Annotated in this window: 24 protein-coding genes; 17 read left to right on the top strand and 7 right to left on the bottom strand. The window is 62.4% G+C overall.

Annotated elements, in window-relative coordinates; genetic code table 11:
- Positions 1–31 precede the first annotated feature (31 nt).
- Entirely contained in the window at positions 32–1,024 is a 993-nt protein-coding gene (locus tag Q8K09_RS02895) for an NAD(P)-dependent oxidoreductase (protein WP_305253520.1), read from the top strand.
- A gap of 26 nt (positions 1,025–1,050) precedes the next feature.
- On the opposite strand, the gene Q8K09_RS02890 is transcribed toward Q8K09_RS02895, so the two are convergent.
- Positions 1,051–1,368 carry a hypothetical protein gene (locus Q8K09_RS02890; protein WP_305253519.1) on the bottom strand — a complete coding sequence of 106 codons (318 nt, stop codon included), beginning with the start codon at positions 1,366–1,368 and terminating at the stop codon, positions 1,051–1,053.
- A gap of 314 nt (positions 1,369–1,682) precedes the next feature.
- Here Q8K09_RS02890 and Q8K09_RS02885 point away from each other — a divergent pair, with 314 nt between their 5' ends.
- The 5 genes from Q8K09_RS02885 to Q8K09_RS02865 all read left to right on the top strand — a co-directional run bounded on the left by Q8K09_RS02885 (position 1,683) and on the right by Q8K09_RS02865 (position 5,337).
- A complete protein-coding gene (locus Q8K09_RS02885; protein ID WP_305253518.1) occupies positions 1,683–2,537 on the top strand; it encodes an ATPase in 855 nt (284 codons plus the stop codon).
- Between the two features lie 101 nt (positions 2,538–2,638).
- Positions 2,639–3,109, top strand: a complete 471-nt coding sequence (locus Q8K09_RS02880) for a nuclear transport factor 2 family protein (RefSeq protein ID WP_305253517.1) — start codon at positions 2,639–2,641, stop codon at positions 3,107–3,109.
- A gap of 192 nt (positions 3,110–3,301) precedes the next feature.
- Positions 3,302–4,012 (top strand): phosphatidylcholine synthase, encoded by a 711-nt coding sequence (pcsA, locus tag Q8K09_RS02875; RefSeq protein WP_305253516.1) that lies wholly within the window; start codon positions 3,302–3,304, stop codon positions 4,010–4,012.
- Positions 4,013–4,036: 24 nt separating this feature from the next.
- Positions 4,037–4,336: a GIY-YIG nuclease family protein gene (locus Q8K09_RS02870; protein ID WP_305253515.1), complete on the top strand. Its 300-nt coding sequence runs from the start codon at positions 4,037–4,039 to the stop codon at positions 4,334–4,336.
- Between the two features lie 65 nt (positions 4,337–4,401).
- A complete protein-coding gene (locus Q8K09_RS02865; protein WP_305253514.1) occupies positions 4,402–5,337 on the top strand; it encodes a glutathione S-transferase family protein in 936 nt (311 codons plus the stop codon).
- A 17-nt stretch (positions 5,338–5,354) separates the two neighbouring features.
- On the opposite strand, the gene Q8K09_RS02860 is transcribed toward Q8K09_RS02865, so the two are convergent.
- The 4 genes from Q8K09_RS02860 to yjeH all read right to left on the bottom strand — a co-directional run bounded on the left by Q8K09_RS02860 (position 5,355) and on the right by yjeH (position 9,421).
- Positions 5,355–6,200 (bottom strand): DUF4344 domain-containing metallopeptidase, encoded by an 846-nt coding sequence (locus tag Q8K09_RS02860; protein ID WP_370869477.1) that lies wholly within the window; start codon positions 6,198–6,200, stop codon positions 5,355–5,357.
- Positions 6,197–7,015 (bottom strand): polyphosphate kinase 2 family protein, encoded by an 819-nt coding sequence (locus Q8K09_RS02855; RefSeq protein WP_305253513.1) that lies wholly within the window; start codon positions 7,013–7,015, stop codon positions 6,197–6,199. The genes Q8K09_RS02860 and Q8K09_RS02855 overlap by 4 nt, the downstream gene beginning before the upstream one ends.
- Before the next feature lie 2 nt (positions 7,016–7,017).
- Positions 7,018–8,025: a nucleoid-associated protein YejK gene (gene yejK / locus Q8K09_RS02850; protein ID WP_305253512.1), complete on the bottom strand. Its 1,008-nt coding sequence runs from the start codon at positions 8,023–8,025 to the stop codon at positions 7,018–7,020.
- A 118-nt stretch (positions 8,026–8,143) separates the two neighbouring features.
- Entirely contained in the window at positions 8,144–9,421 is a 1,278-nt protein-coding gene (gene yjeH, locus Q8K09_RS02845) for an L-methionine/branched-chain amino acid transporter (protein ID WP_305253511.1), read from the bottom strand.
- Positions 9,422–9,550: 129 nt separating this feature from the next.
- Between yjeH and Q8K09_RS02840 the strand changes: the two genes are divergently transcribed.
- From Q8K09_RS02840 to Q8K09_RS02815, 6 genes are all read left to right on the top strand, one after another.
- Complete coding sequence (locus Q8K09_RS02840; RefSeq protein WP_305253510.1) at positions 9,551–9,970, top strand: Lrp/AsnC family transcriptional regulator; 420 nt, start codon at positions 9,551–9,553, stop codon at positions 9,968–9,970.
- Positions 9,971–10,043: 73 nt separating this feature from the next.
- Positions 10,044–11,264 carry an exonuclease subunit SbcD gene (gene sbcD / locus Q8K09_RS02835; RefSeq protein ID WP_305253509.1) on the top strand — a complete coding sequence of 407 codons (1,221 nt, stop codon included), beginning with the start codon at positions 10,044–10,046 and terminating at the stop codon, positions 11,262–11,264.
- Entirely contained in the window at positions 11,261–14,695 is a 3,435-nt protein-coding gene (locus Q8K09_RS02830) for an AAA family ATPase (RefSeq protein ID WP_305253508.1), read from the top strand. The genes sbcD and Q8K09_RS02830 overlap by 4 nt, the downstream gene beginning before the upstream one ends.
- 107 nt (positions 14,696–14,802) lie before the next feature.
- On the top strand, positions 14,803–15,603 hold the full coding sequence (locus tag Q8K09_RS02825) for an ABC transporter substrate-binding protein (protein ID WP_305253507.1): 801 nt from the start codon (positions 14,803–14,805) through the stop codon (positions 15,601–15,603).
- A 27-nt stretch (positions 15,604–15,630) separates the two neighbouring features.
- A complete protein-coding gene (locus Q8K09_RS02820; RefSeq protein ID WP_370869476.1) occupies positions 15,631–16,098 on the top strand; it encodes a potassium channel family protein in 468 nt (155 codons plus the stop codon).
- Positions 16,099–16,200: 102 nt separating this feature from the next.
- Positions 16,201–17,487, top strand: a complete 1,287-nt coding sequence (locus tag Q8K09_RS02815) for an AarF/ABC1/UbiB kinase family protein (protein ID WP_305253505.1) — start codon at positions 16,201–16,203, stop codon at positions 17,485–17,487.
- Here the strand turns inward: Q8K09_RS02815 and Q8K09_RS02810 are convergent.
- Positions 17,484–18,623, bottom strand: coding sequence for an ABC transporter substrate-binding protein (locus Q8K09_RS02810; RefSeq protein WP_305253504.1), 1,140 nt, complete (start codon positions 18,621–18,623; stop codon positions 17,484–17,486). The genes Q8K09_RS02815 and Q8K09_RS02810 overlap by 4 nt on opposite strands.
- 110 nt (positions 18,624–18,733) lie before the next feature.
- Positions 18,734–19,531, bottom strand: coding sequence for an ABC transporter substrate-binding protein (locus Q8K09_RS02805; protein WP_305253503.1), 798 nt, complete (start codon positions 19,529–19,531; stop codon positions 18,734–18,736).
- 412 nt (positions 19,532–19,943) lie between these two features.
- Here Q8K09_RS02805 and Q8K09_RS02800 point away from each other — a divergent pair, with 412 nt between their 5' ends.
- The 5 genes from Q8K09_RS02800 to Q8K09_RS02780 all read left to right on the top strand — a co-directional run bounded on the left by Q8K09_RS02800 (position 19,944) and on the right by Q8K09_RS02780 (position 24,973).
- Positions 19,944–20,864 carry an ABC transporter substrate-binding protein gene (locus Q8K09_RS02800; protein ID WP_305253502.1) on the top strand — a complete coding sequence of 307 codons (921 nt, stop codon included), beginning with the start codon at positions 19,944–19,946 and terminating at the stop codon, positions 20,862–20,864.
- A gap of 7 nt (positions 20,865–20,871) precedes the next feature.
- Positions 20,872–22,038 carry an ABC transporter permease gene (locus tag Q8K09_RS02795; RefSeq protein ID WP_305253501.1) on the top strand — a complete coding sequence of 389 codons (1,167 nt, stop codon included), beginning with the start codon at positions 20,872–20,874 and terminating at the stop codon, positions 22,036–22,038.
- Positions 22,035–22,979: an ABC transporter ATP-binding protein gene (locus Q8K09_RS02790; protein ID WP_305253500.1), complete on the top strand. Its 945-nt coding sequence runs from the start codon at positions 22,035–22,037 to the stop codon at positions 22,977–22,979. The genes Q8K09_RS02795 and Q8K09_RS02790 overlap by 4 nt, the downstream gene beginning before the upstream one ends.
- Positions 22,976–23,725: an ABC transporter permease gene (locus tag Q8K09_RS02785; protein WP_305253499.1), complete on the top strand. Its 750-nt coding sequence runs from the start codon at positions 22,976–22,978 to the stop codon at positions 23,723–23,725. The genes Q8K09_RS02790 and Q8K09_RS02785 overlap by 4 nt, the downstream gene beginning before the upstream one ends.
- A 213-nt stretch (positions 23,726–23,938) precedes the next feature.
- Positions 23,939–24,973: an IS110 family transposase gene (locus Q8K09_RS02780; protein WP_305253498.1), complete on the top strand. Its 1,035-nt coding sequence runs from the start codon at positions 23,939–23,941 to the stop codon at positions 24,971–24,973.
- Positions 24,974–25,239: the final 266 nt, after the last annotated feature.

The following is a 25,239-nucleotide window of genomic DNA, read 5'->3' as shown; positions in this document are numbered from 1 at the left end:
CGCAGACGGTCAGGTACGGTGGGGAGTGGCAATGAAGATTCTGGTTACCGGTGCAAGTGGCTTTATCGGCGCACGCTTCGCCCGCTTTGCCTTGGAGCAAGGGTTGAATGTACGGGTCAACGGTCGCCGTGCCGCAGGGATGGAGCACCTGGTCACGCGCGGCGCCGAGTTGATCCAGGGTGATTTGTCCGACCCCGAACTGGTGCAGCGGCTCTGCCAGGGCGTCGAGGCGGTGGTGCACTGCGCCGGTGCGGTCGGCGTGTGGGGCACTTATCAGCACTTCCATCAGGCCAATGTGCTGGTCACCGAGAACGTCATCGAAGGCTGCCTGAAACAGCGTGTACGGCGCCTGGTGCACCTGTCCTCGCCGTCGATCTATTTCGATGGCCAGGCGCATGTGGGTATCAAGGAAGAGCAGGTGCCCACGCGCTTCTTCGATCATTACGGCAAGACCAAGTACCTGGCCGAGCAGCAGGTATTCGGTGCCCAGGAGTTCGGTCTGGAAGTACTGGCGTTGCGTCCGCGTTCGGTCACCGGCGCGGGCGATACCAGCCTGTTTCCACGCTTGATCAATATGCAGCACAAGGGGCGCCTGGCGATCATCGGCAACGGCCTGAACCGGGTCGACTTCACCAGCATGCAAAACCTCAACGATGCGTTGTTCAGTTGCTTGCTGGCCGCTGGGCCAGCGTTGGGCAAGGCCTACAACATCAGCAATGGTGCGCCAGTGCCGCTGTGGGATGCGGTCAACTATGTGTTGCGTCAGCTTGAGCTACCGCCGGTGACCCGGCACCTGCCCTACGCCCTGGCATACAGTGGCGCTGCGCTGAATGAAGGGTTGTGCCGGCTGCTGCCTGGCCGCCCCGAGCCAACCCTGTTTCGCCTGGGGGTAGCGCTGATGGCCAAGGATTTTTCACTGGATATCAGCCGCGCCCGCGAGTACCTGGACTATGAACCGCAGGTCAGTCTGTGGACGGCGCTGGATGAATTTTGCCTGTGGTGGAAGGCCCACCATCCCGGCTAATCGCTCTCGGCCCGTGCTGAGCAATCTCAGGCGTAGACCCGTTGACCGCGGTACATGCGCAGCGAACCACTGGCCTGCTTGGGCTGTGGCTCTTCAACCAGCAGCGGATGCCCGGCTTGCAGGCGGGGTGCCGGGGTCTCGGCTGTGAGGTTGAACGGTTGGTCGCTGTACCGGGCGAGGAGTTGGCCGAGCGTGCGGGTCTCTTCGCTGGTCGAAGTCAGGCAGGCGCTGAGCATCGTATTGATTGCATCCGGCTGGCTCATGCGGATATCCACCGCTAGCTCCTCACGCAGCCTGCGGCGCAAGCTCTTCATGCAATCCAGCACTTCTCTGTTCAGTTCCATGTGTCTTCCCCCCTGTTTTGACTGAACTGGGCGTCGCTCATCCTAAGGACACGAAGCTCGTTCTGTCGGTGTCAACCGTGCGGCGTGTCGCCCTCACCTGACCTCAGGTGCTGTGGGGGCGTCGCAAATAGACAACTGCAAGGCGCGTACCAGTTCACATAATGAGCAATTGTGCGTGCTGTAGCCGGTCAGCATGCGGTGTCACGCTCTGCCGCGGTGCGTCTTGCACTCGCTTGGCGCGACACTGAAGCGTCGCGCACTAATCGTTATACTGAGCGGCATTTCGCGTCCTCAGCGTTTTTAAAGGTTTACTCATGCGTAACGATGCCCACGATGAACTCGATCATGTGCCCAGCCTGATCACCGACACGCGTGACCGTGAAGGTCTCGATAAGGGGCACGCCGAATCCGCCCCGTCTCGCCCCGCTGCAGCGCCGTCCCGGGCCGCCAGTACCGGTGCGCTGTGGGCGCTGGTTGGCGCCTTGACGATCGCCCTCGGTGGGCTGGGCTGGTGGAGCTCTCAGCAGATCAGTCTGATGGAGTTGCAGTTGGTCGCCACCCAGGAAAGCTTCGCGCGCATTAGCGAAGAGGCTGCCGGGCGTATCCAGGACATCAGCGGCAAGGTGGTGGCCACCGAGTCTACGGTCACCAGCGGCAGTGAAGCGCTCAAGCTTCAAGTCAAACAATTGGAAAGCAAGCTGGCCGAACTGAGCAAGCAGCAGCAGAGCGTGGCCGGTCAGCAGGGCGGGCAGGACAAGCGCATCGAACAGTTGGCGACCGACCTTAAAGCTCAGCAAGGGGTTACCAGCCAATTCGGCGGTAGCCTGAAGAGCCTGGGTGGCGAGCAGGCTGCGCTGAAAAAAACCTTGGCGTCGCTGCAAACCGAGCAGGCGTCCTTGAAAGCCGCACAAGCCGGGGCGAGCAAACTCGACGGCCAGCTGCAAAGCCTGAGTGGCGAAATCGAAGCGTTGAAAAAAATCGGCAATCCGAGTCAGGCAATCGGTCGCCTGGAGCAGGATCTACTGGTGCTGCGTAGCGAGTTGGACAATCGTCCGGCACCGACAAGCAATACTGCCGAGTTCGATGTTTTTCGCGCGCAGATGACCCGTAATATCAGCGCCATGCAAGCCCAGATCCAGAACTTGCAGCAGCAGATCGACGCGCGCTGATTGTGCGCGTGCAATGCAGGGCCTTTGACGAGTTTTCAGCCGCCCTGCACCCGCCTCTTCGCCTGTAAGGCCGGGGCAACCCTGCCCTTGGAGTCATGCCTATGAATCACCCTAACGCCGAACTCATTACGCGCTTCTACCAGGCCTTTCAGCAGCGTGACGCCGAGACCATGGCGGCTTGCTATGGCGAGGATGTGCGCTTCAGTGACCCGGTATTTGAGGATCTGCGCGGTAGCGAGGCGGCGGACATGTGGCGGATGCTGACGGCGCGGGCGCAGAATTTCTCGCTGACCTTCAGTAATGTCCAGGCCGACGAACGGCAGGGCAGCGCCCAGTGGGTGGCTACCTACCTGTTCAGCCAAACGGGCAATACGGTGGTTAATCGCATCGATGCGCACTTCATCTTTCGCGATGGCAAGATCGTCGAGCATCACGACCATTTCGGGCTGTGGCGCTGGGCGCGTCAGGCCTTGGGTGCCAAGGGGGTGTTGTTGGGCTGGGCGCCGCCGGTGCAGAGCGCTATTCGCCGCCAGGCGGCCAAGGGTTTGGCGCAGTTCAGGGCTGCTCGATAGCCCTGTGGCGGCAGCTTTTTTGGCCGCAACAGCGAACGTAACGGCCGGCTCTTGGGTCTGAATTACCAGTGGCTTCGGGCACACGTTGTAAACTTGGACTATTCGTTGAAGAGGCGACCGCTGCAGAACGCGGTCTCGCTGAGAACAGTTGTCCTTCAACGGTCAGAAATGAGCCAGCCAGGAAGCCCGATTATGAGTGTAATGTCGTTGTCTGTAAGTGAAGCCAAGGCCTGGAGCGTGCACGCCGTCACCGCCAGTGGGGTGATTCTGGCGTTGTTGGCCCTGCTGGCTGTACTGGATGGCCAACCACAAATTTGCCTGCTCTGGTTGGGTTTGGCGCTGTTGGTGGACGGCCTGGATGGCACCCTGGCCCGCAAGTTCGACGTCAAGGTGGTGTTGCCGCACTTCGATGGCTCGACCCTGGACCTGGTGATCGACTACCTCACCTACGTGTTCATCCCGGCGATCTTCGTCTATCGCTTCATTCCCCTGCCCGAATACACCCTGCTGCTGTCGGTTGGGGTGATTCTGCTGTCGTCGTTGTTCTGCTTCTGTAACCTCAATATGAAGAGCAAGGACAACTACTTCGTCGGCTTTCCGGCGGCGTGGAACGTGGTGATTGTCTATCTCTACTTGCTGGATTTTGATCCCTGGTTGAGTCTCGCCACCATCCTGCTGTTGTCGGGTCTGACCCTGACCAAGATGAAGTTCCTCCATCCGTTTCGGGTCAAGCAATTCATGCCGCTGAATATCGGCGTCACCCTGCTGTGGATGCTGGCCTGCGCCTTGCTGATTGCGCAGTACCCACTCAATCAGACCTGGTTGCTGGCGATCTGGGGGCTGGCCTCCGCTTATTTCGTCGGCATCTGCCTGTGGCGCACGGCGCGTGAGTGGTTGGCTTGAAGCTGTGTGTGGGCGCTGTCGGCGATGACTGAAACTACGGACAAAGCCTGGTTCGTCTACCTGGTACGGACGCAGAATGGCGCGCTGTACTGCGGCATCAGCGATAACCCGCAGCGGCGCTTTGCCCAGCACCAGAGCGGCAAAGGCGCGCGCTTCTTCTATTCCAGCCCGGCGACGGCGCTGGTTTATATCGAAGCCTGTGCGGGCAAGGGCGATGCCTTGCGCCGGGAGCGGGCGATCAAGCGCCTGGGCAAGCCGGCCAAGGAAGTGCTGGTGGCCGGCGGCAGTCTTATCGTTATAGGTGATGGCGAACTATCAAGCTGAGCGGGTAGGCCGCGGTGGACTGCACAGGTAAGCTGGCTGCTTCCTTAATAGTTGCGGAGCCTGTCATGCACGAGTTGATCCTGCACCATTACCCAACCTCGCCGTTTGCCGAAAAGGCACGCCTGATGCTGGGCTTCAAGCAACTGTCCTGGCGCTCGGTGCTGATCCCCGCGGTGATGCCAAAACCGGACCTGACCGCCTTGACCGGCGGCTACCGCAAGACCCCGGTGCTGCAGGTGGGTGCCGACATCTACTGCGACACTGCACTGATCGCCCGGCGCCTGGAAGCGGAAAAAGCCACCCCGGCGCTGTTTCCCGAAGGCCAGGAGTTCAATGTCGCCAACCTTGCGCAGTGGGCCGATGCGCTGGTATTTCAGCATGCGGTGAGCCTGGTATTCCAACCGGAATCGGTGGCCATACGCTTCGGTACACTGCCGCCTGATGCGATCAAGGGCTTCCTGGCTGACCGTGCCGGGTTGTTCAGTGGTGGCAGTGCCAGCCGCCTGCCGCTGGAGCAGGCCAAGCACCAATGGCCGGTGCTGATGAGCCGTTTGCAGCAGCAGTTGGAGCGCGAGCAGGGCGACTTCCTGTTTGGCGAACCGTCGCTGGCCGACTTTGCCATGGCCCATTCGCTGTGGTTCCTGCGCGGCACTCCGGTCACCGCGCCGCTGGTTGACGACTATCCGGCAGTGGCGGCCTGGCTCGGTCGGGTGCTGGGCTTCGGTCATGGTGCGCACAGCGCGATGACTGGCGAAGAGGCCGTGGCGATTGCCCGTGACGCGACCCCGGCGGCTTTGCCGGATGATGCTGTCAGCGATCCTAATGGTTTCGAACCGGGCCAGCGCGTCGCCATAGCCGCCATCGACTACGGCGTCGACGCGGTGGAAGGCGAGCTGATCTATTCGGGACGTGAGGAGCTGATCCTGCGCCGCGAAGACCCTCGCGCCGGCACCGTGCACGTGCACTTTCCGCGGATGGGTTTTGCCATCAAGGCCGCGTGAGTTAATGGGCCAAGCCGTCAGGGGGTGGGCTGCTCGCCTGCTACCGACTGCTGACGCAGCCTGGGTAGTTCAAGGGCCAGTTCGCGGAAGTAGAGGATGCGCTCGTAGCACAGGGTCAGCTCGCCGCTGATGCGGTTGTACCAGGCGTTGGCCTCGCCGCATGAAGCGACGATCAGCTTCAGGTCGCGGGGCAGGGCGAAGGTGTTGCTCGCTCGTTCGGCAATGGCTTCCAGCTCGCCGGAGGCGCGTACCTTGTCCAGTAGTTCGGTGGCGCCTGGCAGGTGCTGCGGTGGCGTCTGATACTCCACCCGCAAGCGATGACCTGCAGGCTCACCGGCCTTGCGGGCGAAGTGCTGACGAATCCAGTTCACCGCATGTTCGACCTGCTGGTATTCGTCCTGACAGTAGAAGGCGCGCTCATCCGGCAGCCCGGTCATCTGGATGATCCACTCCAGTTGCCTGGGGTCGCTGCCATAGGCCAGGCAGGCCAGGTTGTAGAAGCGCTGGGCATCCAGGGCGTGGCTGTCCCATTCGTGCACTTCAGGGGCGGCGGGGTTTTGTCGCTGCCATTCCAGGCGCCAGTAGTCGGCTACATCGAGCAGCTTGGCGTAGAAGTCGGCATCGCGCTGGCGTTCATGGAGCAGGAACAGGCCCATAAAGCCCAGCTGGTCGGCGGCATCCTCTTCGCGGCCCAGTACCGGCAGTTGCAGCTCGCTGATCAGCAGATGGCCCATCTCATGCAGCAGGGTGAATTCCGCATTGGCGGTGACAAAACGCACTTCGTCCGGATGCAGGGCCTGCACCGGTACGGCTTGGGCCATGCCGCTCACACCCAGCAGCAGTGCAATCGCGGCGAGTCTCATGTTGGCCCCAGATCATCCAGACTGAAAGGCGGCGGGTTAGCCGGCCAGTCCAGTTGCAGGCGCTCCAGTTCACGAGCCAGCAGGCTGGCCACCAGCCAGTCGCGCAGCCAGCGGTGATCCGCAGGGATCACATACCAAGGCGCCGCGGCGTTGTGCGTGGCGCGCAACTGCTCGGTCCAGCGCTGCTGGCGCAGTTCATAGTGGCGATAACTTTGCAGGTCGCTGGCATGCAGCTTCCAGCGCTTGTGGGGTTTCTCAAGCCGCTCGCTAAGGCGCTGATGCTGCTCAGTCTTGGAAATATGCAGGAAGCATTTCAATGGATGCAGATGCTGCTGCGGCCACTGGCTTTCGAGTGCCGCGATGGCCTGTTGCCGCGCCGGCAATTCGTCGACGCTGCACAGTCCATCCTGCGGGTCGCTGATCAGTCCTTCGTAGTAGCTGCGGTTGAATACCCCAAGCAGGCCGGGCTTGGGCAGGCGGCGCTGGTAACGCCAGAGAAAATCATGACGTTGCTCACAGGCGTCGGGTCTGATGAAGCTGTGCAGACGCAGGCCTTGCGGGTCAATACAGTTCAATACACGGCGGATCACGCCGTCTTTACCCGAGCAGTCGGTGCCCTGCAGGATCAGCAATATGGCATCGTGCTGGTTGGCCCAGAGCATGCGTTGCTGGTGGTTGAGCCAGGGCCGCAGCTCAGCCAGGGCTTGTTGGGCGCTGCATTTGTCCAGGCCGAAATCCCGCGCCGGGTCCTGCCCGAAGGGCGCTGTAGGGTCACACAGGCAGGTATCCAGTAGGTTGTTCGGCAGGCGGGCCATGCTTAGGTTTTACGGCGTTTGAGTTGATCGGTCAGCTGCGTCGGCAGGTTGCGAATCACCAGGGTGTCGGTGCTTTCGTCGTATTCGACTTTCGAGCCGAGCAGGTGCGCCTCGAAACTGATCGACAAGCCTTCGGCGCGACCGGTGAAACGCTGGAACTGGCTGAGGGTGCGTTTGTCCGCCGGGATTTCCGGCGACAGGCCGTAATCCTTGTTGCGGATATGGTCGTAGAAGGCCTTGGGCCGCTCTTCGTCGATCAGTCCCGAGAGCTCCGTCAGGGTCATGGGCTCGCCCAGTTTGGCCTGGCTGGTGGCATAGCCGACCAGGGTCTTGGTCTTCTCGCGGGCAGTCTCTTCCGGCAGGTCTTCGCTTTCGACGAAGTCACTGAAGGCCTTGAGCAGGGTGCGCGTTTCGCCTGGACCGTCGACGCCTTCCTGGCAGCCGATAAAGTCGCGGAAGTACTCCGAGACCTTCTTACCGTTCTTGCCCTTGATAAAGGAGATGTACTGCTTGGAGTTGGCGTTGTTCTGCCATTCGGAAATATTGATCCGCGCCGCCAGGTGCAGCTGGCTCAGGTCTAGGTGTTTGGCCGCCGTGACATCGAGGGCCTCGTTGACCGCCACGCCTTCGCTGTGATGGAGCAGAGCGATCACCAGGTAATCGGTCATGCCTTGCTGGTAGTGGGCGAACAGCACGTGGCCGCCGGTGGACAGATTGGACTCTTCCATCAGCTTCTGCAGGTGCTCGACCGCCTGGCGGCTGAAGGCAGCGAAGTCCTGGCCTGCGTCGAGGTAATGCCTCAGCCAGCCACTGAACGGGTAGGCGCCGGACTCGGCGTGGAACAGGCCCCAGGCCTTGCCCTGCTTGGCGTTGTAGCTCTCGTTGAGGTCGGCGAGCATGTTCTCGATGGCCTGCGAGGCACCCAGTTCGGTGTCGCGGGCATGCAGTACGGCGGGAGTACCATCGGGTTTCTTGTCGATCAGGTGAACGATGCAGTGGCGGATCGGCATGGGCGGTCTCTTGATGCGTTAAGCGTTGGGCAGATGCGGGCTATTGCCGCGCAGTTTACCCGAGTGGCTCGCTCCGGGGCGTTCGACGTTTGGACGGCGGGGGATCTCCTGCAGGCTGTCAGACCGAGGGTGGTGTTTCGCCCAGCAGGCGGCGCGAACGCAAGCTGCGGCCGTAATCGAGTAGCGCCAGCACGGCCAGCAACCCCAGGGCATACCCGGCATCGCTACCAAGCATGATCAGCACCAGGCCGCACAGCAGCGCACTAAAGCCGGCCAGCCAGCGCCAGATGCCTTTGAGCAAGACCCAGCCTGCGGCCATGCTCAGCAGGTAGACGACCACGAAGTTGCCGTTGGCGTAGCGGATCAGGTCGTCCACCGAGAGGCTGAGCAGGCCGGCCAGGCCGACGCACAGGGCGCAGCTCAGGACCACCAGCAGCAGGGCGCGGGCGGGCACGCCGTGGTGGTTGCGTTGGGCCAGGCGGGCCGGCAGTTTGCCTTCGTCGGCCAGGCTCCAGATCAGCCGGGCGAAGCCCTGGATATAGACGTTGATCGAGGCGAAGCAGGCCAGGTAGCCGACTACCGCGATCAGCCAGCGCGCCTGCCCGCCCAGCAGCAGGTCGAACAGGCGTGGCAGCGAGGCGGCGTCGCTGTGCACATCGCCGTACGCCTGGAAACTCAGCACCGCCACCGAACAGGCCCAGTACACCAAGCCGGCGAGCAGTACGCCGAACAGCAGCGCCAGCGGGAAGTCGCGCGCGGGATTCTTGAACTCCTCGCCCATGTGGGTGAAGGCCTCAATACCGACGAAACACCAGAACATCACCCCCAGCGCGGCCGGCAGCAGGTGCCAGGAGCCCGCTATGGGCGGCAGCAGTGGCTGACTGCTCAGCGGCAAGTCGCCGACCCACCAGATCAGCCCGACGCTGCCGACGATGGCCACGGCGATCAGGCCCTGCAGCATGCCGGAGGCCTTGGCTGGCCGCTGGCCGAGCAGCAGGATGGCGCCCAGGGTCGCGAGCTGGATGGCCAGCATCTGCCAGCGATCCAGGTCGACCACGGCTTGCCAGAAGCCGCTGGCGATATTCAGCGCCGCCGGCAAGCCGACCGGCAACACCGCGAGGAACAGCAGGGCGCTGAGGCGCTCCATGCGCGGGCCAAAGGCACGGCCGATCAAGTGCGGCGCACCGCCGGCATGGGGGTAGTGACGACCCAGTTGAGCGAAGGTGAAGGCGATCGGCAGCACCAGGGCGATGAGGATCATCCAGGCCCACAACGAGGCTTCGCCTGCTGCGGTGGCAGCGAGGGCCGGGACCACAAAAATCCCGGTGCCAAGCAGCGAGGTGCTCAGCAGGCCGATGCCTTGCAGCAGGCCCAGTTCTTGGTTCAGGCGGCTCATGTTGTATGCTCTGACGTTTCGTTCGCCATGATAATTCGCCCGCCTGCTGCTGGATGCTGGCGAAGTGGTGGTTTTGTCCGGCGAACTGGCGGCATTGACCGTCACATTGCCTTTTGCCCGAGAGCTCAAGTGGACAAGTTTGATCAGCAGATCCTCGCCCTGTTGCGCGCCGATGCGCGTGTGCCGGCGAGCCAGATTGCCCGTGTCGTCAACCTGTCGCGTTCGGCGGTGAGCGAGCGCATTCGCCAACTGGAACAGCGCGGCATTATCAGTGGCTACCATGCCCAGATAGCAAGCCCGGCCGATGCGGGGATCAAGGCTTACCTGGAGTTGTTTTACTGCGGTGGGCGCTGCGAAAACTACGTGGAGCGCATGCGCAGCTTCAGCGAAGTACGTCGCTGCAGTGGCATCAGCGGCGAGACCGACATGCTGGTGTATATCGAAGCGCCCTCGATGCAGCGCTTCAGCGAGATCCGCGGGGAGATCGAAAACTACCCCGGTATGCAGAAGGTCAAGACCCATGTGGTGGTCAAGGATTGGACCTTTTGAGTCGATCGGCTGGCGCCTTGTCGGTTGCCCTTCCTTGTTTTTTTCACCGCCTCTCAGCCTGGTAGTCCCGCCCATGCGCATCCTTCACACCTCCGACTGGCACCTCGGCCAGCACTTTATGGGCAAGACTCGCCAGGCCGAACACCAGGCATTCTGCGTCTGGCTGATCGAGCAGGTGCGCGTGCATGAGGTCGATGCGCTGCTGATCGCCGGCGATATCTTCGACACCGGTGCGCCGCCCAGCTATGCCCGGGAGCAGTACAACCGCTTTATCGTCGAACTACGCAGTACGGGTTGCGAACTGGTGGTGCTGGGCGGAAATCACGATTCGGTGGCCATGCTCGGCGAGAGCAAGACCCTGCTGGCGCAACTGGATACCCGGGTGATCCCAGGCGTCTGTGAGGAGTTGAGTGAGCAGCTGCTGGTGCTCAAGAAACGCGATGGCACGCCCGGCGCGCTGCTCTGCGGCATCCCCTTTATCCGTCCGCGCGATGTGCTGCAGAGCCAGGCCGGACAGAGTGCGCAGGACAAGCAGTTGTCGTTGCAGCAGGCGATTCAGCAGCATTACCAGGCGCTTTATGCCCTGGCGCTCGACAGGCGCGCGGAGCTGGGCGGCGAGCTGCCGATCATCGCCAGCGGGCACCTGACCACGGTCGGCGCCAGCGCCAGCGAGTCGGTGCGCGAGATCTACGTCGGCAGCCTGGAAGCCTTCCCCACCAGCGCTTTCCCGCCGGCCGCCTATATCGCCCTGGGGCATATCCACCGGCCGCAGAAGGTCGGCGGTCTGGAGCATATCCGCTACTGCGGCTCGCCGATCCCCTTGAGTTTCGACGAGGCCCGGCAGCAGAAGGAGGTGTTGCTGGTGGAGCTGGATTGCAGCGGCTTGCGTGACGTCACTGCCTTGCCCGTGCCGCGGTTCCAGCCGTTGCTGTCGTTGCGCGGCTCGCTCAAGGAACTGCAACAGGCGATTGCCGAGGCTGCGCAGCAGGGCCGCGATGAGCTGCCGGTGTGGCTGGAGGTGCAGGTGAGCACCGATGACTACCTGAGTGACCTGCAACTGCGTATCGCCGCACTTTGTGAAGGCTTGCCGGTCGAGGTACTGCGCATCCGCCGTGAGCGCGGCAATGCCGTGGCTGCGTTACAGGGGCAGGCCAAAGAAACCCTGGACGAACTGAGCGCAGAGGAGGTGTTCGCCCAGCGCCTGAGTAGCGAAACCCTGGATGCTGCGCAGCAGGCGCCCTTGCTCGCCTTGTACCGCCAGGTAGTCGGCGAATTGCGCGAGGGCGAGGCATGAAGATTCTCAGTCTGCGCCTGAAGAACCTCAACTCGCTGAAGGGCGAATGGAAGATCGACTTCACCGCCGAGCCGTTCAAGGACAACGGCCTGTTCGCCATTACCGGGCCGACCGGTGCCGGCAAGACCACCCTGCTCGACGCCATCTGCCTGGCTCTTTACCACCGCACGCCGCGCATGAGTAGCGTGTCGGCCGGCGCTAACGAACTGATGACCCGGCACACTGGCGATTGCCTGGCCGAGGTCGAGTTCGAGGTCAAGGGTGCGCGCTACCGTGCGTTCTGGAGCCAGCGCCGCGCCCGCGACAAGGCCGACGGTGCGTTGCAGGCGCCCAAGGTGGAACTGGCAGCGGCCGATGGCAGCATCCTTACCGACAAGATCAACGAGAAGCTACGCGAGACCGAGCGCCTCACGGGCCTTGATTTTGAGCGGTTCACCAAGTCCATGCTGCTGGCCCAGGGCGGTTTCGCCGCCTTCCTCGAGGCCAATGCCAACCAGCGCGCCGAGTTGCTTGAAGAGCTGACTGGCACCGATATCTACGGGCAGATTTCCCAGCGCGTGTTCGAGCAGACCCGCGAGGTCAAGGTTGCCCTCGACCAGTTGCACGCCAGGGCCGAAGGCGTCGAGCTATTGAGCGAGGAGCAACGCAGCGAACTGCAGGGCGAGGCCGAACGCTTGGGCGCCGCAGACACCTGCCTGCAGACCGAGCAGACCGAACTGCAGCGCCAACGTCAATGGCGCGACGAGCTGGCCAAGGCGCGCAGCCAGCAGCAAAGCGCCGCCGTTGCCGAGCAGCGTGCGCAAGAACACTTGCAGGCTGCCCAGACGCAGTTGGCACAACTGGCCGCCAGCGAACCGGCCGCCAGGTTGCAGCCGATCCATCGCGATTGGCAGCAGGCGCAGCAGGCCGTGCGCCAGAGCGAGCAGGCCTTGCAGCAGACCCAGGCCGAGCAGCAGCAAGCCGCGCAACGCAGCAGCGAATGCCTGTGGCAGGCCCGTCAGTTCAGCCAGCAACTGCTCGGCGAGCGGCAGCGGGCGCGCGACCACCTGGCTGAACAGCGCGAGCAACTGCAGACCCGTCTGGCCGAGCAGGCGCAACATGGCCGGCTCGGTGAGCAACTGGGCGCCTGGCGCAGCCAGTTGGCCGTGCGCCAGCAGTTGACTGTGGATATCGACCAGCTCGGCAGCCGCCAGCAGCAGACCGTGCAAGCCATGCAGGCGTTGCAGGTACAGCAGGTCGAGCAGGCCGCGCGGTTGAGCGTTGAACAGGCACGCCTGCTCGACGCGCAGCAGGCGCAAGGCGAGCAGCAGCGGCTGCTCGATGGCCTGCTGGCCGGGCGCAGTGAAGCCAGCCTGCGCGAGCGTTGGCAACTGCTGCACCAGCATAGCGGCCTGCTGGCCCAGCTCAAGCAGCTTGCTGCCAGTCGCCAGCAACGGCTAGAACAGCAGGTGCAGCTGGACGCCAAGTTGAGCGGGTTGCACGGCCAGCACGTCGCCAAGGATGCCGAGGTCATGGCCCTGCGCGCGCGCTACAAGGAGGTGCAGCAACAGGTGCGCGACCAGGAAAAACTGCTGGCGCAGGAACAACGCATCCAGGCCCTGGAAACCTACCGCGCCCAGTTGCAGGAAGGCGAAGCCTGCCCGCTGTGCGGCTCCCCCGAGCACCCGGCGATTGCCGCTTACCAGGCGCTGGACGTCGGCGCCACCGAGCAGACTCTGCTGGCGAAGAAGGCCGAACTGGAAACCCTGACCGGCAGCGGTCAGCGCCTGGCCAGTGAGCTGGCAACCCTGGTCAGTCAGCTCGAACAGCACCGGCACCAGCTACAACGTAGTCAGCAGGAGCAGATTGAGCAGGACGAGCGCTGGCAACAATTGACCGCGCAGCTCGGCATCAGCCTGGCCGATGCTGCCGCCCTGGTCGAATACCACGCGCAGCAGGCGGCCGAGCTGGACAGCATCCAGCTTAGCCTTGAGCAACTCGACCGCTTCAAGGCCGCGCTGGAAGGCGCGCGCACGCTGCGTCAGCAACTCGAACAGGGCTGCGCCACCGTGCAGCAACAGCAGGCGTTGGTCAGCCAGCAGTTGCAGCATCAGGACAGCCAGCTGGCTGACATCGCCAGCCGCCTTGAGCACCTGCAGCGCCAGCGCAGCGAACGCGACAGCAGCCTGAGCGGGGAGCTGGCAGCATTCGGCTATAGCGTGCCGAGCGATGGCAACGCCTGGCTGCACGAGCGCGAAGTCGAATGGCAGCGCTGGCAGCAAGCGCAGCAACAGCGTCAGCAACTGGAGGGCGAGCAGCGCGAGCTGGAACACGCCCTCGACGTTGCCCGCGAACTGCACGGCACCTGGCAGCAGCGCTGGGCGGCAGTGCAACAGACCGAGCCACCGGCACTGGCGGCAGTGACCGATGCGCTGACCGCCCTGCAGCAAGCCGAGGCGCAGCTCACCCATGAGCACAGCCGTCAGCAGCAATTGCACGGCACTCAACAGGCTCAGGCGCAGCGGTTGAGCGAGGATCAGCGCGACCTGCAGGCTAAAGCGCAGCAGTGGGCAGCGGCTCTGGCCGCCAGCCCGTTCGATGACGAGGGGGCATTCCAGGCCGCGCGGCTCGACGAGCAGCAGCACAGTGCATTGACTCAGCTCAAGCAGCGCCTGGACAAAGCACTGGCCGAGGCTCATGTGCTGAAAGTCGCCGCTGACCAGCAGTTGGCCGCCTTGCAGGCCACGCCAGCCAGCGAACTTGAACGCGAACAGATCGACGCGCGCCTGCAGTTGCTTGGCGCCGAGTTGAAAAGCCTGACCCAGCGCCAGGGCGAAATCCGCGCGCAACTGCAGGGTGACGATGCGCGGCGGCAGAATCTTCAGAGTTTGTTCGCCGAGATTTCCGCCAAGCAGGTCGAGTATGACCTCTGGCAGCAACTCAACAGCCTGATCGGCTCGGCCGACGGCGCCAAGTACCGCAAGTTCGCCCAGGGCCTGACCCTCGATCACCTGGTCTACCTGGCCAATCAGCAACTTGCACGCCTGCACGGCCGCTACCAGTTGGCGCGGCGCAGCAGCGGCGAGTTAGAACTGGAAGTGATCGACACCTGGCAGGCCGATGTCGCGCGCGACACCAAGACCCTGTCCGGCGGCGAAAGCTTCCTGGTCAGCCTGGCCCTGGCGTTGGCGCTGTCGGATCTGGTCAGCCACAAGACCAGCATCGACTCGCTGTTCCTCGACGAAGGCTTTGGCACTCTGGACGGCGAAACCCTGGAAATCGCCCTGGATGCCCTCGACAGCCTGAATGCCAGCGGCAAGATGATCGGCGTGATCAGCCACGTGGAAGCGATGAAGGAGCGGATACCGGTGCAGCTGAAAGTGCACAAGGGCGTGGGCATGGGCTACAGCGGGCTGGACCGGCGCTTTGCGGTGGTCGCTCGCAGCGATTGATTTACGGCAATATTGCGCTGCCATGGTTAAACCTATACTTGCCACATCTCAAGGTCCCCTGATGCTCGGGGCCGGCAATTCTCGTTACGCTGATGGAGCATCACGCAGTGGCCAAGGCACTTCTCGGTGTTGTCCTGGTTTATCTACTCTCGGGCGTGCTGCCAGCAGCGGCGGCCGTTCCAGTGGGCGGCCCGGCGCTTAAACTGTGCTACGAGGATCAGGATTCCTACCCCTGGGTGATGAACGACGGGAGCGGCCTCAACCTGCAGTTGCTCGGTCTGGTCGAGCAAGCGCTGGGGCTGCGTTTCGAGTTCGTTGCGGTGCCCTGGAGCCGATGTCTCGCCGGCCTTGAGCGCGGGACTTATGACGGTGCTTTCGCCTCCAGTTACAAGGCCGAGCGTCTGGCTATCGGCCGCTACCCGATGGATACCGATGGTCGGCTGGATGAGCGCAAGCGCCTGCATACCTCGATCTATGCCCTGTACCGGCGCAAGGATAGCCAGGTGGGCTGGAACGGCAGGGAGTTCCGTCAGCTCGATGGTCGCATCGGCTCGCTGAGCGGTTTCTCCATCGTCGACTTCATTCGCGAACATGGCGCCGAGGTGGATGAAACCAGCCGTGATCCTCTGGCACTGCTGCAGATGCTTCGCCATGGTCGGGTGCAGGCTGCCGCGCTGCAAAGCCTGCGTGGTGACTTTCTCCTGCAGGCTCATCCGCAGTTGGCAGCAACCATCGAGAAGGTCAAGTTGCCGCTCGAGGAGAAGGCCTATTACCTGATGCTATCGAATGCCTACGTCGGCGCTCATCCGATTATGGCCAAGGCCATCTGGGACGAAATAGAGCGCCAGCGCGAGTCGCCGCAGTATCAGGTACTGCTGCAGGATTTTCTGGCCGGGCCTATACCCTAAGGGCTGGGTGTCAGCATTGCCGGACACATGCAGCGATTAGGCCGCCTACCATTCACAGCAGGATTACCAGTGGCCCTCGTATTTTTAGTCAATACCCTGATCGTGATAACCGTCGTCGTCATTCACTATGAGTTCCTGTTTCGGCTGACCCTGCTGTTGCCGCGCATTAAGGTCCGCCATCGCTTTCGCATCGTGCTGGGGGTTGGTGGTGCTCTGCTGGCTCATGCGGTCGAGGTGTGGATATTTGCCATCGCCTACTACCTGATGCACCGCGCCGATGGCTGGGGTTACCTGGAAGGCAATTTCAACGGCAGTTATATGGATGCGGTGTATTTTTCCTTCACGATCTTCACCACCCTGGGCTTCGGTGATATCCAGCCGCACGGTGATCTGCGTTTTCTCACCGGCATCGAATCACTCACCGGGTTGGTGCTGATTACCTGGAGTGCGTCATTCCTCTTCGTCGAAATGCAGCGGTTCTGGAACACCCGGTAGTGCAGGGTGCTGCCGCTCTGTTATCCCGGCTAACAGGATTGACCGTTGGTAACTGCTCCTCGGCAGGCGCATGATTACCGTTGGTTCTGACGAGCATTACCCATGGCCAAGCCCCCGATTACTCCTCCTGCAGCTTCCGCCCTCGGGCGCTTTTTCAAACTTGCGGGCACAGCTGCTCGTATCGGTGGCGGTCTGCTCGGGCAGCGTCTGACTTTTGGGCGGTCGGCTATCGATTGGCAGCCGGTTGGCGATTTACTGAGCGATGTACTGGGTGAGATGAAAGGCCCGGTGCTCAAGCTTGGTCAGATGGCGTCGCAATGGCAGGGCGTGCTACCAGAGCCGGTGGCGCAGGCCTTGAGTAAACTGCAAAACCGGGTGCCGGCGCTGCCGTTCAGTGCTCTGCAAGGCCATTTGCAGCAAGCATATGGTGACGACCTGAGCCGGTTCTTTCAGAGCATCGAGGAGCAGCCGTTCGCGGCGGCCTCACTCGGTCAGGTGCATCGCGCGGTGGCGCTGGATGGCCGGGCGCTGGTACTCAAGGTGCAGTACCCCGGTATCGCCGAGATATGTGTGGCGGACCTGCGCCAGTTGCGTCGCCTGCTGCCGCTCGGGCGCCTGTTTCGCGCGCCGGCCGCACAGCTGGAAGGGGTTTATCAAGAGCTGGTTGCGGTGATCGACGCGGAGCTGGATTACCCGGCGGAGATGCGTCGCCTGCAGCACTATCGTGCGCACTTTGCTGATTGGCCAGGGCTGCGGTTGCCGCAGCCGCAGGAAGACCTGTGTCGTCCGGGCGTACTGGCGTTGAGCGAAGAGCCCGGCTTGCCCTTTGCCGATGTCGGTCAAGCCAGTGCCGAGGTGCGTGAGCGCTTGGCCTTGACCTTGGTGCGCTGGCTGAGTGCCCAGGCCTTCGAGCTGGGCTTGCTGCATGCCGATCCGCATCCAGGCAACTTTGCCTACACCCCCGCTGGCGAGCTGGTGGTGTATGACTTCGGTTGCGTACGCGCGATGTCGCCTGCGTTGCTTGACGCCTATGTGCAAACCTACCAGGCGCTGCAGGCGCGCGATGGAGAACTGCTGGAACAGGCGTTTCAGGCGCTTGGCACACGGCAACCGCAATCCACCACACCCTACGGTTTGTACCGTCAGCTGCATGGCTTGCTCGGGCCGCTGTTGCAGCCTGGGGTACATTGGGATTTTGCCGCCACGCCGCTGCATGAACAGGTGCAACGGCTGTTGCCCGATGTATTGGGCGCGCTGGGTAGCCTGCAGCCGGCGCCGGCCACCTTGCTGATCAATCGCACGCTGGAGGGGCACTACTGGAATCTCAGTCGCCTCGGCGTGGCGTTGCCGCTGGCCGATGTGTTGCAGGGGCAACTGGCCGGGCGCTAGCGCATGGCCGTGACGGGTACAGCCTGGCCATTCTCGATGCGGGTAAGAAATACCGCGCTGGAACCCTGATGACGCCTGCGTGAGAACGCCACCCGGAAGCCACCGAGGTCTGTATCGAGGTGCTCCAGCGCGTCGAGGAACGTCTCCCGAGTCAGCGCATGGCCGGCCTCGCGCAGCGCCTGGGTAAAGACTACCGCGCCGATATATCCCTCAAGCGAGGCGTGATCAACGTCGCCGGACTGCATGTCGGCCTGATAGGCCCGTACCAGTGGGCGCGAGGTATCGTGCGGGGAGGGCACGACCTGGGTGATATAGACCCCGTCGCTGTCACTGCCGGCCTCGCGGATAAACCCTGAGGTGCCGATAAACGACACGCTCATAAACCGCGTGTTGAAGCCCTGCGCTTTCGCCTGCTTGATCGCCACCGCCAGTTGCCTGTAGGTGCCGACAAAGAACACCGCTTCAGGTTGCGTGCGCTGCAAGGCGTCGATGGCCGCCGCCACGTCCAGTGAGTTGCGCTGGATGTGCGCCTGTGCATGAATCTTCAGGCCGCGCTTGACCAGGGCGCCGTTAAGGCCGCCTTTGACCGACTCGCCGAACGAGTCGTTCTGCATCAGGATGGCGATCTTGCTCAGTTTGAGGTCCTGGGTCACGCGTTCAACCAACTGCTCGGTTTCCTCGATATAGGACGCACGGATAGTGAACACCCAAGGCTTTATCGGCGTACGCAAAAATTCGGCGCCGGTAAACGGGAACAGGTAAGGCACCTGCGCCTCCATGGCCAGCGGCAGGGCGGCGCGTGAAGTTGGGGTGCCCACGTAGCCGAGCAGGGCAAAGACCTGCTGCGTTTTCAATAAGCGCTTGGTATGCGCTGCTGTGCGGCTTGGCTCATAGCCATCGTCCAGGCTAAGCAGGGAGATGCGCCGACCATGCACGCCGCCCTCGGCATTGATGCGATCAAAGTACGCCTGAGCCCCGCTGAGCATGCCCAAACCCAGGGCCGCCGCTGGGCCGCTTTGCGCGTTGACCATAGCGATACGCACTTCATGGTCGCTCAGGCCCGGTTCGGCGATTGCTGCTACGTTCGAAAACAGCAAGTAACCGGCAAGCAGGCCGCGCCGTAAAAGTCGGGTCATTATTGACGGTGTCCTGACCAGAACAGGCGGTGTTTAACTGCCCAGTGCATGCCGTTTTTATTGTTGTCCACGTACACGGTCTCCTGAGATACGTCGATCAGCAAGCCTGATTAATAGTCACTGCTCAAGGGTGGCGTTGGTTCCAGCTGGTATTTCCCCTCATGCAAGTCGGTGAAATAGCGTTCATAGCGGCCCGTCTCGCGGTAATCCGCCAGGCGCTTGTTAAAGCGCGCCATCAGCGCCGGGCTGCCCTCCAGGCTTTTCGGCAGCATCAGGTAGCTGCGGTTGATCAGCAGCGGCTTTGGGTGGTGGGTGATCTTGGCCTGGTTTTCAGCGCTGAAGTGACTGCGTAGGGCGGCATAGCCCACATTCATCTCTTGTGGATAGAGCACGACGCGTTCTTTGAGCAGCTTTTCAAAGTTCTGCATGTCCGTGGAGACACGTTCTATGTTGACTGTGTTCTGGGCAAGAAACTCGTCGAACTGCGGGCCGTAGCTGTATTCCAGGCCGCCACCAAGGGTCATGCCGGTGAGGTCATCGAAGCGACGCCAGTCGAAGGGGAAACTCTTGAGATGGAAGAACACGAATTGCTCGTCCAACAACGGTGCACTGAAGTAAAAGTCGGCTTCTCGCTCGGCTTTGTGCATCCACACGGCGGTGGCGTCAAACCGTCCAGTGGCGGCGGCTGAGTAGGCGCGTGGCCAGGGCAGGAACTGAAAGCGGACGTCATAGCCTTCGTCGGCGAACAGGTCACTGATCAGGTGAGCAATCACCCCGTTGTGTTTCATGTCGGCAGACAGGTAAGGCGGCCAGTCGCCAACGCTGATGTTCAGCGCCTTTTGTTCGGCAGCCTGGGTGTTCATGCACAACAGCATACAAAGGCCAAGGTACAGTCGTCTCGGGGTCATCTACGCTCCTCAGTTGGCACTCCTGCTGCAGTGCAGGCTGATTAGTAGCACTGAACAGGCACCGCTGAACATACCTGGCGGTTACGAATGAGCGGGCATGGGTATTGTTGCCCCCCTGGCGCTTCGAGCGGATGTTACTACGTGTCCTGCCGTTGCGTACCCGCGGTGTTGGCCTACAGGCCGGCGACGCTCACCCACTGCGGCCGCTGCTGACATTGCAGAGCTTCGCGCGACGGCGCTCGATAGTTTCACCCCTGCCGAGTTCGCACTCGAAGCTCCTTGCAACCCAGTAATGGCCGCGCAGGTGGTTTTTTCGCAGCCTATTAACGGGAAGCCAGTTAACCTTAGGTGCAGGTCGGCAGGATTGCCGAGTCGAGTTTTTAAAGCCGTTTCGTTAACAGGGTGGTCACTCATGTCTTTTTTGGGCAAACAACTGGGTCGTGTACTTTCGCTGCTGGCGTTGTGGGGCGCACTGGGTGCTGCACAGGCGCAGCCAAACGTAGTGGTTGCCTCCAAGATCGATACTGAGGGTGCGGTGTTGGGGCAGTTGATCTATCAGGCGCTGAAGCGTGGCGGGGTGCCGGTTGAAGATCGCACCCAGCTTGGCGCCACCCATATCGTGCGCAGTGCCCTGATCGCCGGTGAGGTCGGCATCTACCCGGAGTACACCGGCAATGGCGCATTCTTTTTCGACAGCGCCGACAGTGGCCTGTGGAAAGACGCCGAGCAGAGCTATGCCAAAGTCAAAGCGCTGGACTTCGAGGCCAACCAACTGGTCTGGCTGCAGCCGGCCAACGCCAATAACACCTGGGCCATGAGTGTGCGCGGCGACCTGGCCCGCGCCCATGGCCTGAAGACCCTGGACGATCTGGCCCGTTACCTGGCGGACGGCGGCGCCTTTAAATTCGCCGCCAGCGCCGAGTTCGTCGAGTCGCCTACGGCACTCCCGGCGTTCCAGGCAGCCTATGGCTTCAACCTTGCGTCCGAGCAGTTGCTGGTCCTCGCTGGTGGCAATACCGCGGCGACCATTCGCGCTGCGTCCTTGCAGACCAATGGCGTCAACGCCGCCATGACCTACGGCACCGATGGCGGCTTGAGCGCTCTCGACCTGCTGGTGCTGGAAGACACCCGTGGCGTGCAGCCGGTCTATCAGCCGGCGCCTGTGGTGCGCGCAGATGTGCTCGAGGCCTACCCGCAGATCGGCGAGATTCTTCAACCAATCTTCGCCGCCCTGGACCTGCAGACCCTGCAACGCCTCAATGGCGAGGTGGCGGTGCAGGGCGCGGAGCCGGCGCAAGTGGCTGCGACATTCCTCGATAGCCTGGGCCAATGATGCCGGCATGAGCCTGCCACTGCCGAGCAATAGGGTCATCCCGGTGCTGGCGCTACTGGCGCTGGCGCTGTTGTGGAGTCTGGATTTCGTCACGATTCAGCCCAACCGTATCGCCCCGGGAAACGCGCTGGGGCTATTGGCGGCATTGGGCCCAGCCTGGGCGCTGCTGCTCACGGGGTTGCTGCTGGCCAGCGCGCTGCTGGCGCTGCGGCGGCAACGATCGGGCTACTGGCTGATCCTGGCGATTGTGTGGCTGCTGTTACTGCTAGTCCCCCTTGGCCTGGCCTGGAGCATCGAGCGCCATATAGATGCGGATATGCCTTACGCGCGGGTTGGTATAGGTGCGGGTTGCTGGAGTCTGCTGTTTTTGCTCGGGCTGCTATTGATCGAGTTGCAGCAGCGCCTGCGCCTGTCGCGCGCCTGGTTACTCGGGATTGTTGCCGTTCTGATTATGCTGCTGTGGGCGTTGATCCAGCAGGAGTGGCTGGAGCCGCTGGCGTTGCTGCGTGAATACCAGTCGCGTCGCAGCCAGTTCGCTGCTGCCTTGTACAGCCACCTGAGCCTGGTGGGCGGGGCGGTGGGGTGCAGTCTGCTGTTCGGCGCTGCCATCGCCCTGTTGCTGCAGCGTTACCCAGGGGCGCAAAAGAGCAGTATCGGCCTGCTGAGTTTTATCCAGACCATCCCCAGCCTGGCGCTCTTCGGCCTGCTGATCGCGCCGCTGAGTTACCTGTCGGCACAGTTCCCTGTGTTGCAGCAGCTGAATATTCGCGGTATCGGCTGGGCGCCGGCGCTGCTCGCCCTGATCGCCTACAGCCTGCTGCCGATCGTGCGCAATACCTGCGTCGCCCTGCAGGCGGTCGAGGCCTGCGTGATCGAGTCTGCGCGCGGCATGGGCATGAGTCCTGTCCAGGTTTTCTTCCAGGTCCGTCTGCCGCTGGCCATGCCGCTGATCATCGAGGGCGTGCGGGTCACCAGTATTCAGGCGATCGGCCTGACGGCAGTCGCTGCGCTGATCGGCGCGGGCGGTTTTGGCACTTTTATCTTCCAGGGCCTGGGGCAGGCAGCGATGGATCTGATCATCCTCGGCGCCTTGCCCATCATCGTCCTGGCGTTGCTGGCGGACGGCCTGTTCAGTCTGCTGGCCGCACGCTTTTCCGCTGGAGTGAGGCAATGATCGAGCTGCGTAATGTCAGTAAGTTGTTTGGTCAGACCCGGGCGGTGGACGACATCTCCCTGACCGTGCAAACCGGCGAGCTGTGCGTGCTGGTCGGCACGTCAGGCTGCGGCAAGTCGACCACCTTGCGCATGATCAATCGGCTGAGCGCACATTCGGCCGGCAGCATCCGTATCTCGGGCCAGGACATTGAGCAGATTGACCCGCAACAGCTGCGGCGCGGCATCGGCTACGCGATCCAGAGCACCGGCCTGTTTCCGCACTGGACGGTGGCGCGCAACATCGCCGTGGTGCCGCGTCTGCTTGGGTGGTCGGCCGCACGCATCCGTCAGCGCGTCGAGGAGCTGCTGCAACTGCTTGAGCTGGCGCCGGCCGAGTTCGCGGGCAAGTATCCCCATCAGCTGTCGGGCGGCCAGGCGCAGCGGGTCGGGGTGGCGCGCGCCCTGGCTGGCGATCCAGAGATTCTGCTGATGGATGAGCCCTTCGGCGCACTCGACCCGATCACCCGCGAGAGCCTGCAGAACGAGCTGTTGCGCATCCAGGCGCACGTGCGCAAAACCATCGTTTTCGTCACCCATGACATGGACGAAGCGTTGAAGTTGGCCAACCGTATCGTGGTGATGGACAAGGGGCGGATCGTGCAGCAAGACAGCCCGCAGGCGCTGCTGGCCAGGCCGGTCAATGCCTTCGTCGAGAACCTGCTCGGCGGCCAGGAGCGCGGCCTGAAACAGGCCGGGCTCTTGCGCGTCGATAGTCTGATGCAGGCGTTGGCGACGTCTGCCGTACCCGCCGCTGGCCCCTGCATCAACGCCACGGACAACCTGCGCCAGGCGTTATCGCTGATGCTCTGGCAGCGCTGCAGCAGCCTGCCGGTGGTCGATGAGCAAGGCCTGCAGGTCGGTGTGTTGCAGCTGGATGCACTGATGAGTCAGCCTCGGTGAGCAAGTGCGCAGCGCTACGCGGCACCTGGCAACCGCTGCTGTGGCTGGCCTTGTTGCTGGCGGCGACGCTGGGTTTGTCTGAACTGGACGGGCTGTTTCGCCTGATCGAGCCGAACAGCCGTACGGTGATCTACGGTCGCGCCGCCTTTATCGATCTGCTCGCCAGTCATCTGCTGCTGGTGGCGCTGGCAGCCAGCGTCGCTAGCCTGGTCGGGGTAGGCGCGGCGATTGCGGTGACCCGACCGTGGGGCGAGGATTTTCTGCCGCTGGTCAACCAAGTCGCCTCGATCGGCCAAACCATACCGCCGGTGGCGGTGCTGGCCCTGGCGGTGCCGACGCTCGGCTTCGGCAATGGGCCAACCTTGTTTGCCCTGATGCTCTATGGCCTGTTGCCGATCCTGCGCAACAGCCTGGCGGGCCTGCGCGGCATTGATCCGGCGGTAATCGAGGCCGCGCGCGGCATGGGCATGGCGCCGTTGCAAGTGCTCTGGCAGGTGGAGTTGCCGCTGGCGTTGAACGTCATTTTGGCCGGCATCCGCACCTCGGTGACCATCAGTATCGCCACTGCTGCCATCGGCTCCACCATCGGTGCCAGTACCCTCGGTGATCCGGTGATCTCGGGCCTGGTGACCGGCAATACGGCGTTCATCCTGCAGGGCGCGATTCTGATCGGCCTGTTGGCCGTGGCGGTGGACAGCCTGTTCGAGCAGCTGCAGCGGCGTGCGCCGGGCAACGTGAGTGCCTAGAGCCCATGGCCATGGGCGAGGTCTGCGGGATTGTAGGGTGGGTGACGCTTGCCTGCGCGGCCCGCCCCGTCCACCAATAACAGGGGTGGATGAAAAAGACGTCATCCTTCCTACCCAATTCTCGTAGCCCAATGAAATGGACTCCCCCCTCCTACGGCGTCTATGCGCCAGACTAGAGTTGTCAAAACAAAAGTCACGAAGGGAGGAGTCACCATGAAATTTAAGCGAATTGGTGTCGATTTGGCAAAGCAGGTGTTCCAGGTTCATGGCGTTGACAGTCATGAGCAAGTGGTCTGCCGCAAACAGCTCAAGCGGGCCCAAATGCTGGATTTTTTCCGCCAGTGCGAACCCTGCCTGGTCGCGATGGAAGCGTGTGGCAGCGCTCATTACTGGGCACGCGAACTGCGCACGCTGGGGCATGAGGTGCGGTTGATTGCGCCGCAATTCGTTAAGCCCTACGTGAAGAGCGGCAAGAACGACGCCAATGATGCCGAGGCGATTTGTGAGGCAGCCAGTCGACCGACCATGCGTTATGTCGAGGTGAAGAGTGCCGAACAGCAAGCCAGTCAGGCGCTGCATCGAATCAGAAGCAGGTTGATCAGGGCGCGTACGGCACTGGTCAACGAGATCCGCGGCCTGCTGGGAGAGTTTGGTCTGATTGCGGTACAGCGCGGGACTGCAGCCACTCGTAGGCTGATCCAGACAGCCATGGAGGACGCAGAAAATGGCTTGCCAGGTCAGATGCGTGAACTGTTGTCAGGCCTGCAAGATGAACTGGACGAACGCGATGCGCACCTGTCTCGTCTCGACGGCATGATCCAGCGCCAGTCACGAGAGGATGAGCGGGTGAAACGACTGTTGGAGGTCGAAGGTATAGGGCCTATCTCGGCTACAGCGATTGTATCGGCTGTCGGCGACGCTCGGCAGTTCAGCAATGCCCGGCAATTTGCAGCGTGGCTAGGGCTGGTGCCGCGCCAGCACTCCAGCGGCGGTAAGGAGCGTCTGGGCTCGATCAACAAGCAGGGGGATACCTACTTGCGCACCCTGCTGATTCACGGTGCCCGAGCGGTGCTCAGGCATTGCCAGAACAAAGAGGATCGACGCAGCGAGTGGCTGCAACAGTTGCTGTGTCGACGCAACATGAACATCGCCACGGTTGCCCTGGCGAACAAGAATGCCCGAATTGTCTGGGCGATCCTCAGCCGGGGAGAAAACTACCAGCCCGACCGAGCGCCACAACCGGCATAACCCGCAACACGTTGAGCAGTAGATCCACCACGATTGCACAGTGACATGCAGTGATGACGAACCGGTCGAGCCGGCATGTGTAGAACCTGACTAATCCGGAGGCCCTCTGATTACCAAGGCCGCTAGCCCGATCAGGAGCACATGAGCGGATTTTCATTATGGCTCAAGGCACCTAATGCCTTAATTAGAAGCCGGATATACGGAAGCAGTCGTACCTAGGTTCGTTTGAAGAGCGTATCACTGGCAAAACGGGGGGAGTCCATATA

This window comes from Pseudomonas sp. (assembly GCF_030683065.1).
Lineage (GTDB): Bacteria > Pseudomonadota > Gammaproteobacteria > Pseudomonadales > Pseudomonadaceae > Aquipseudomonas.
This window is presented reverse-complemented; position numbering and strand designations above follow the sequence as displayed.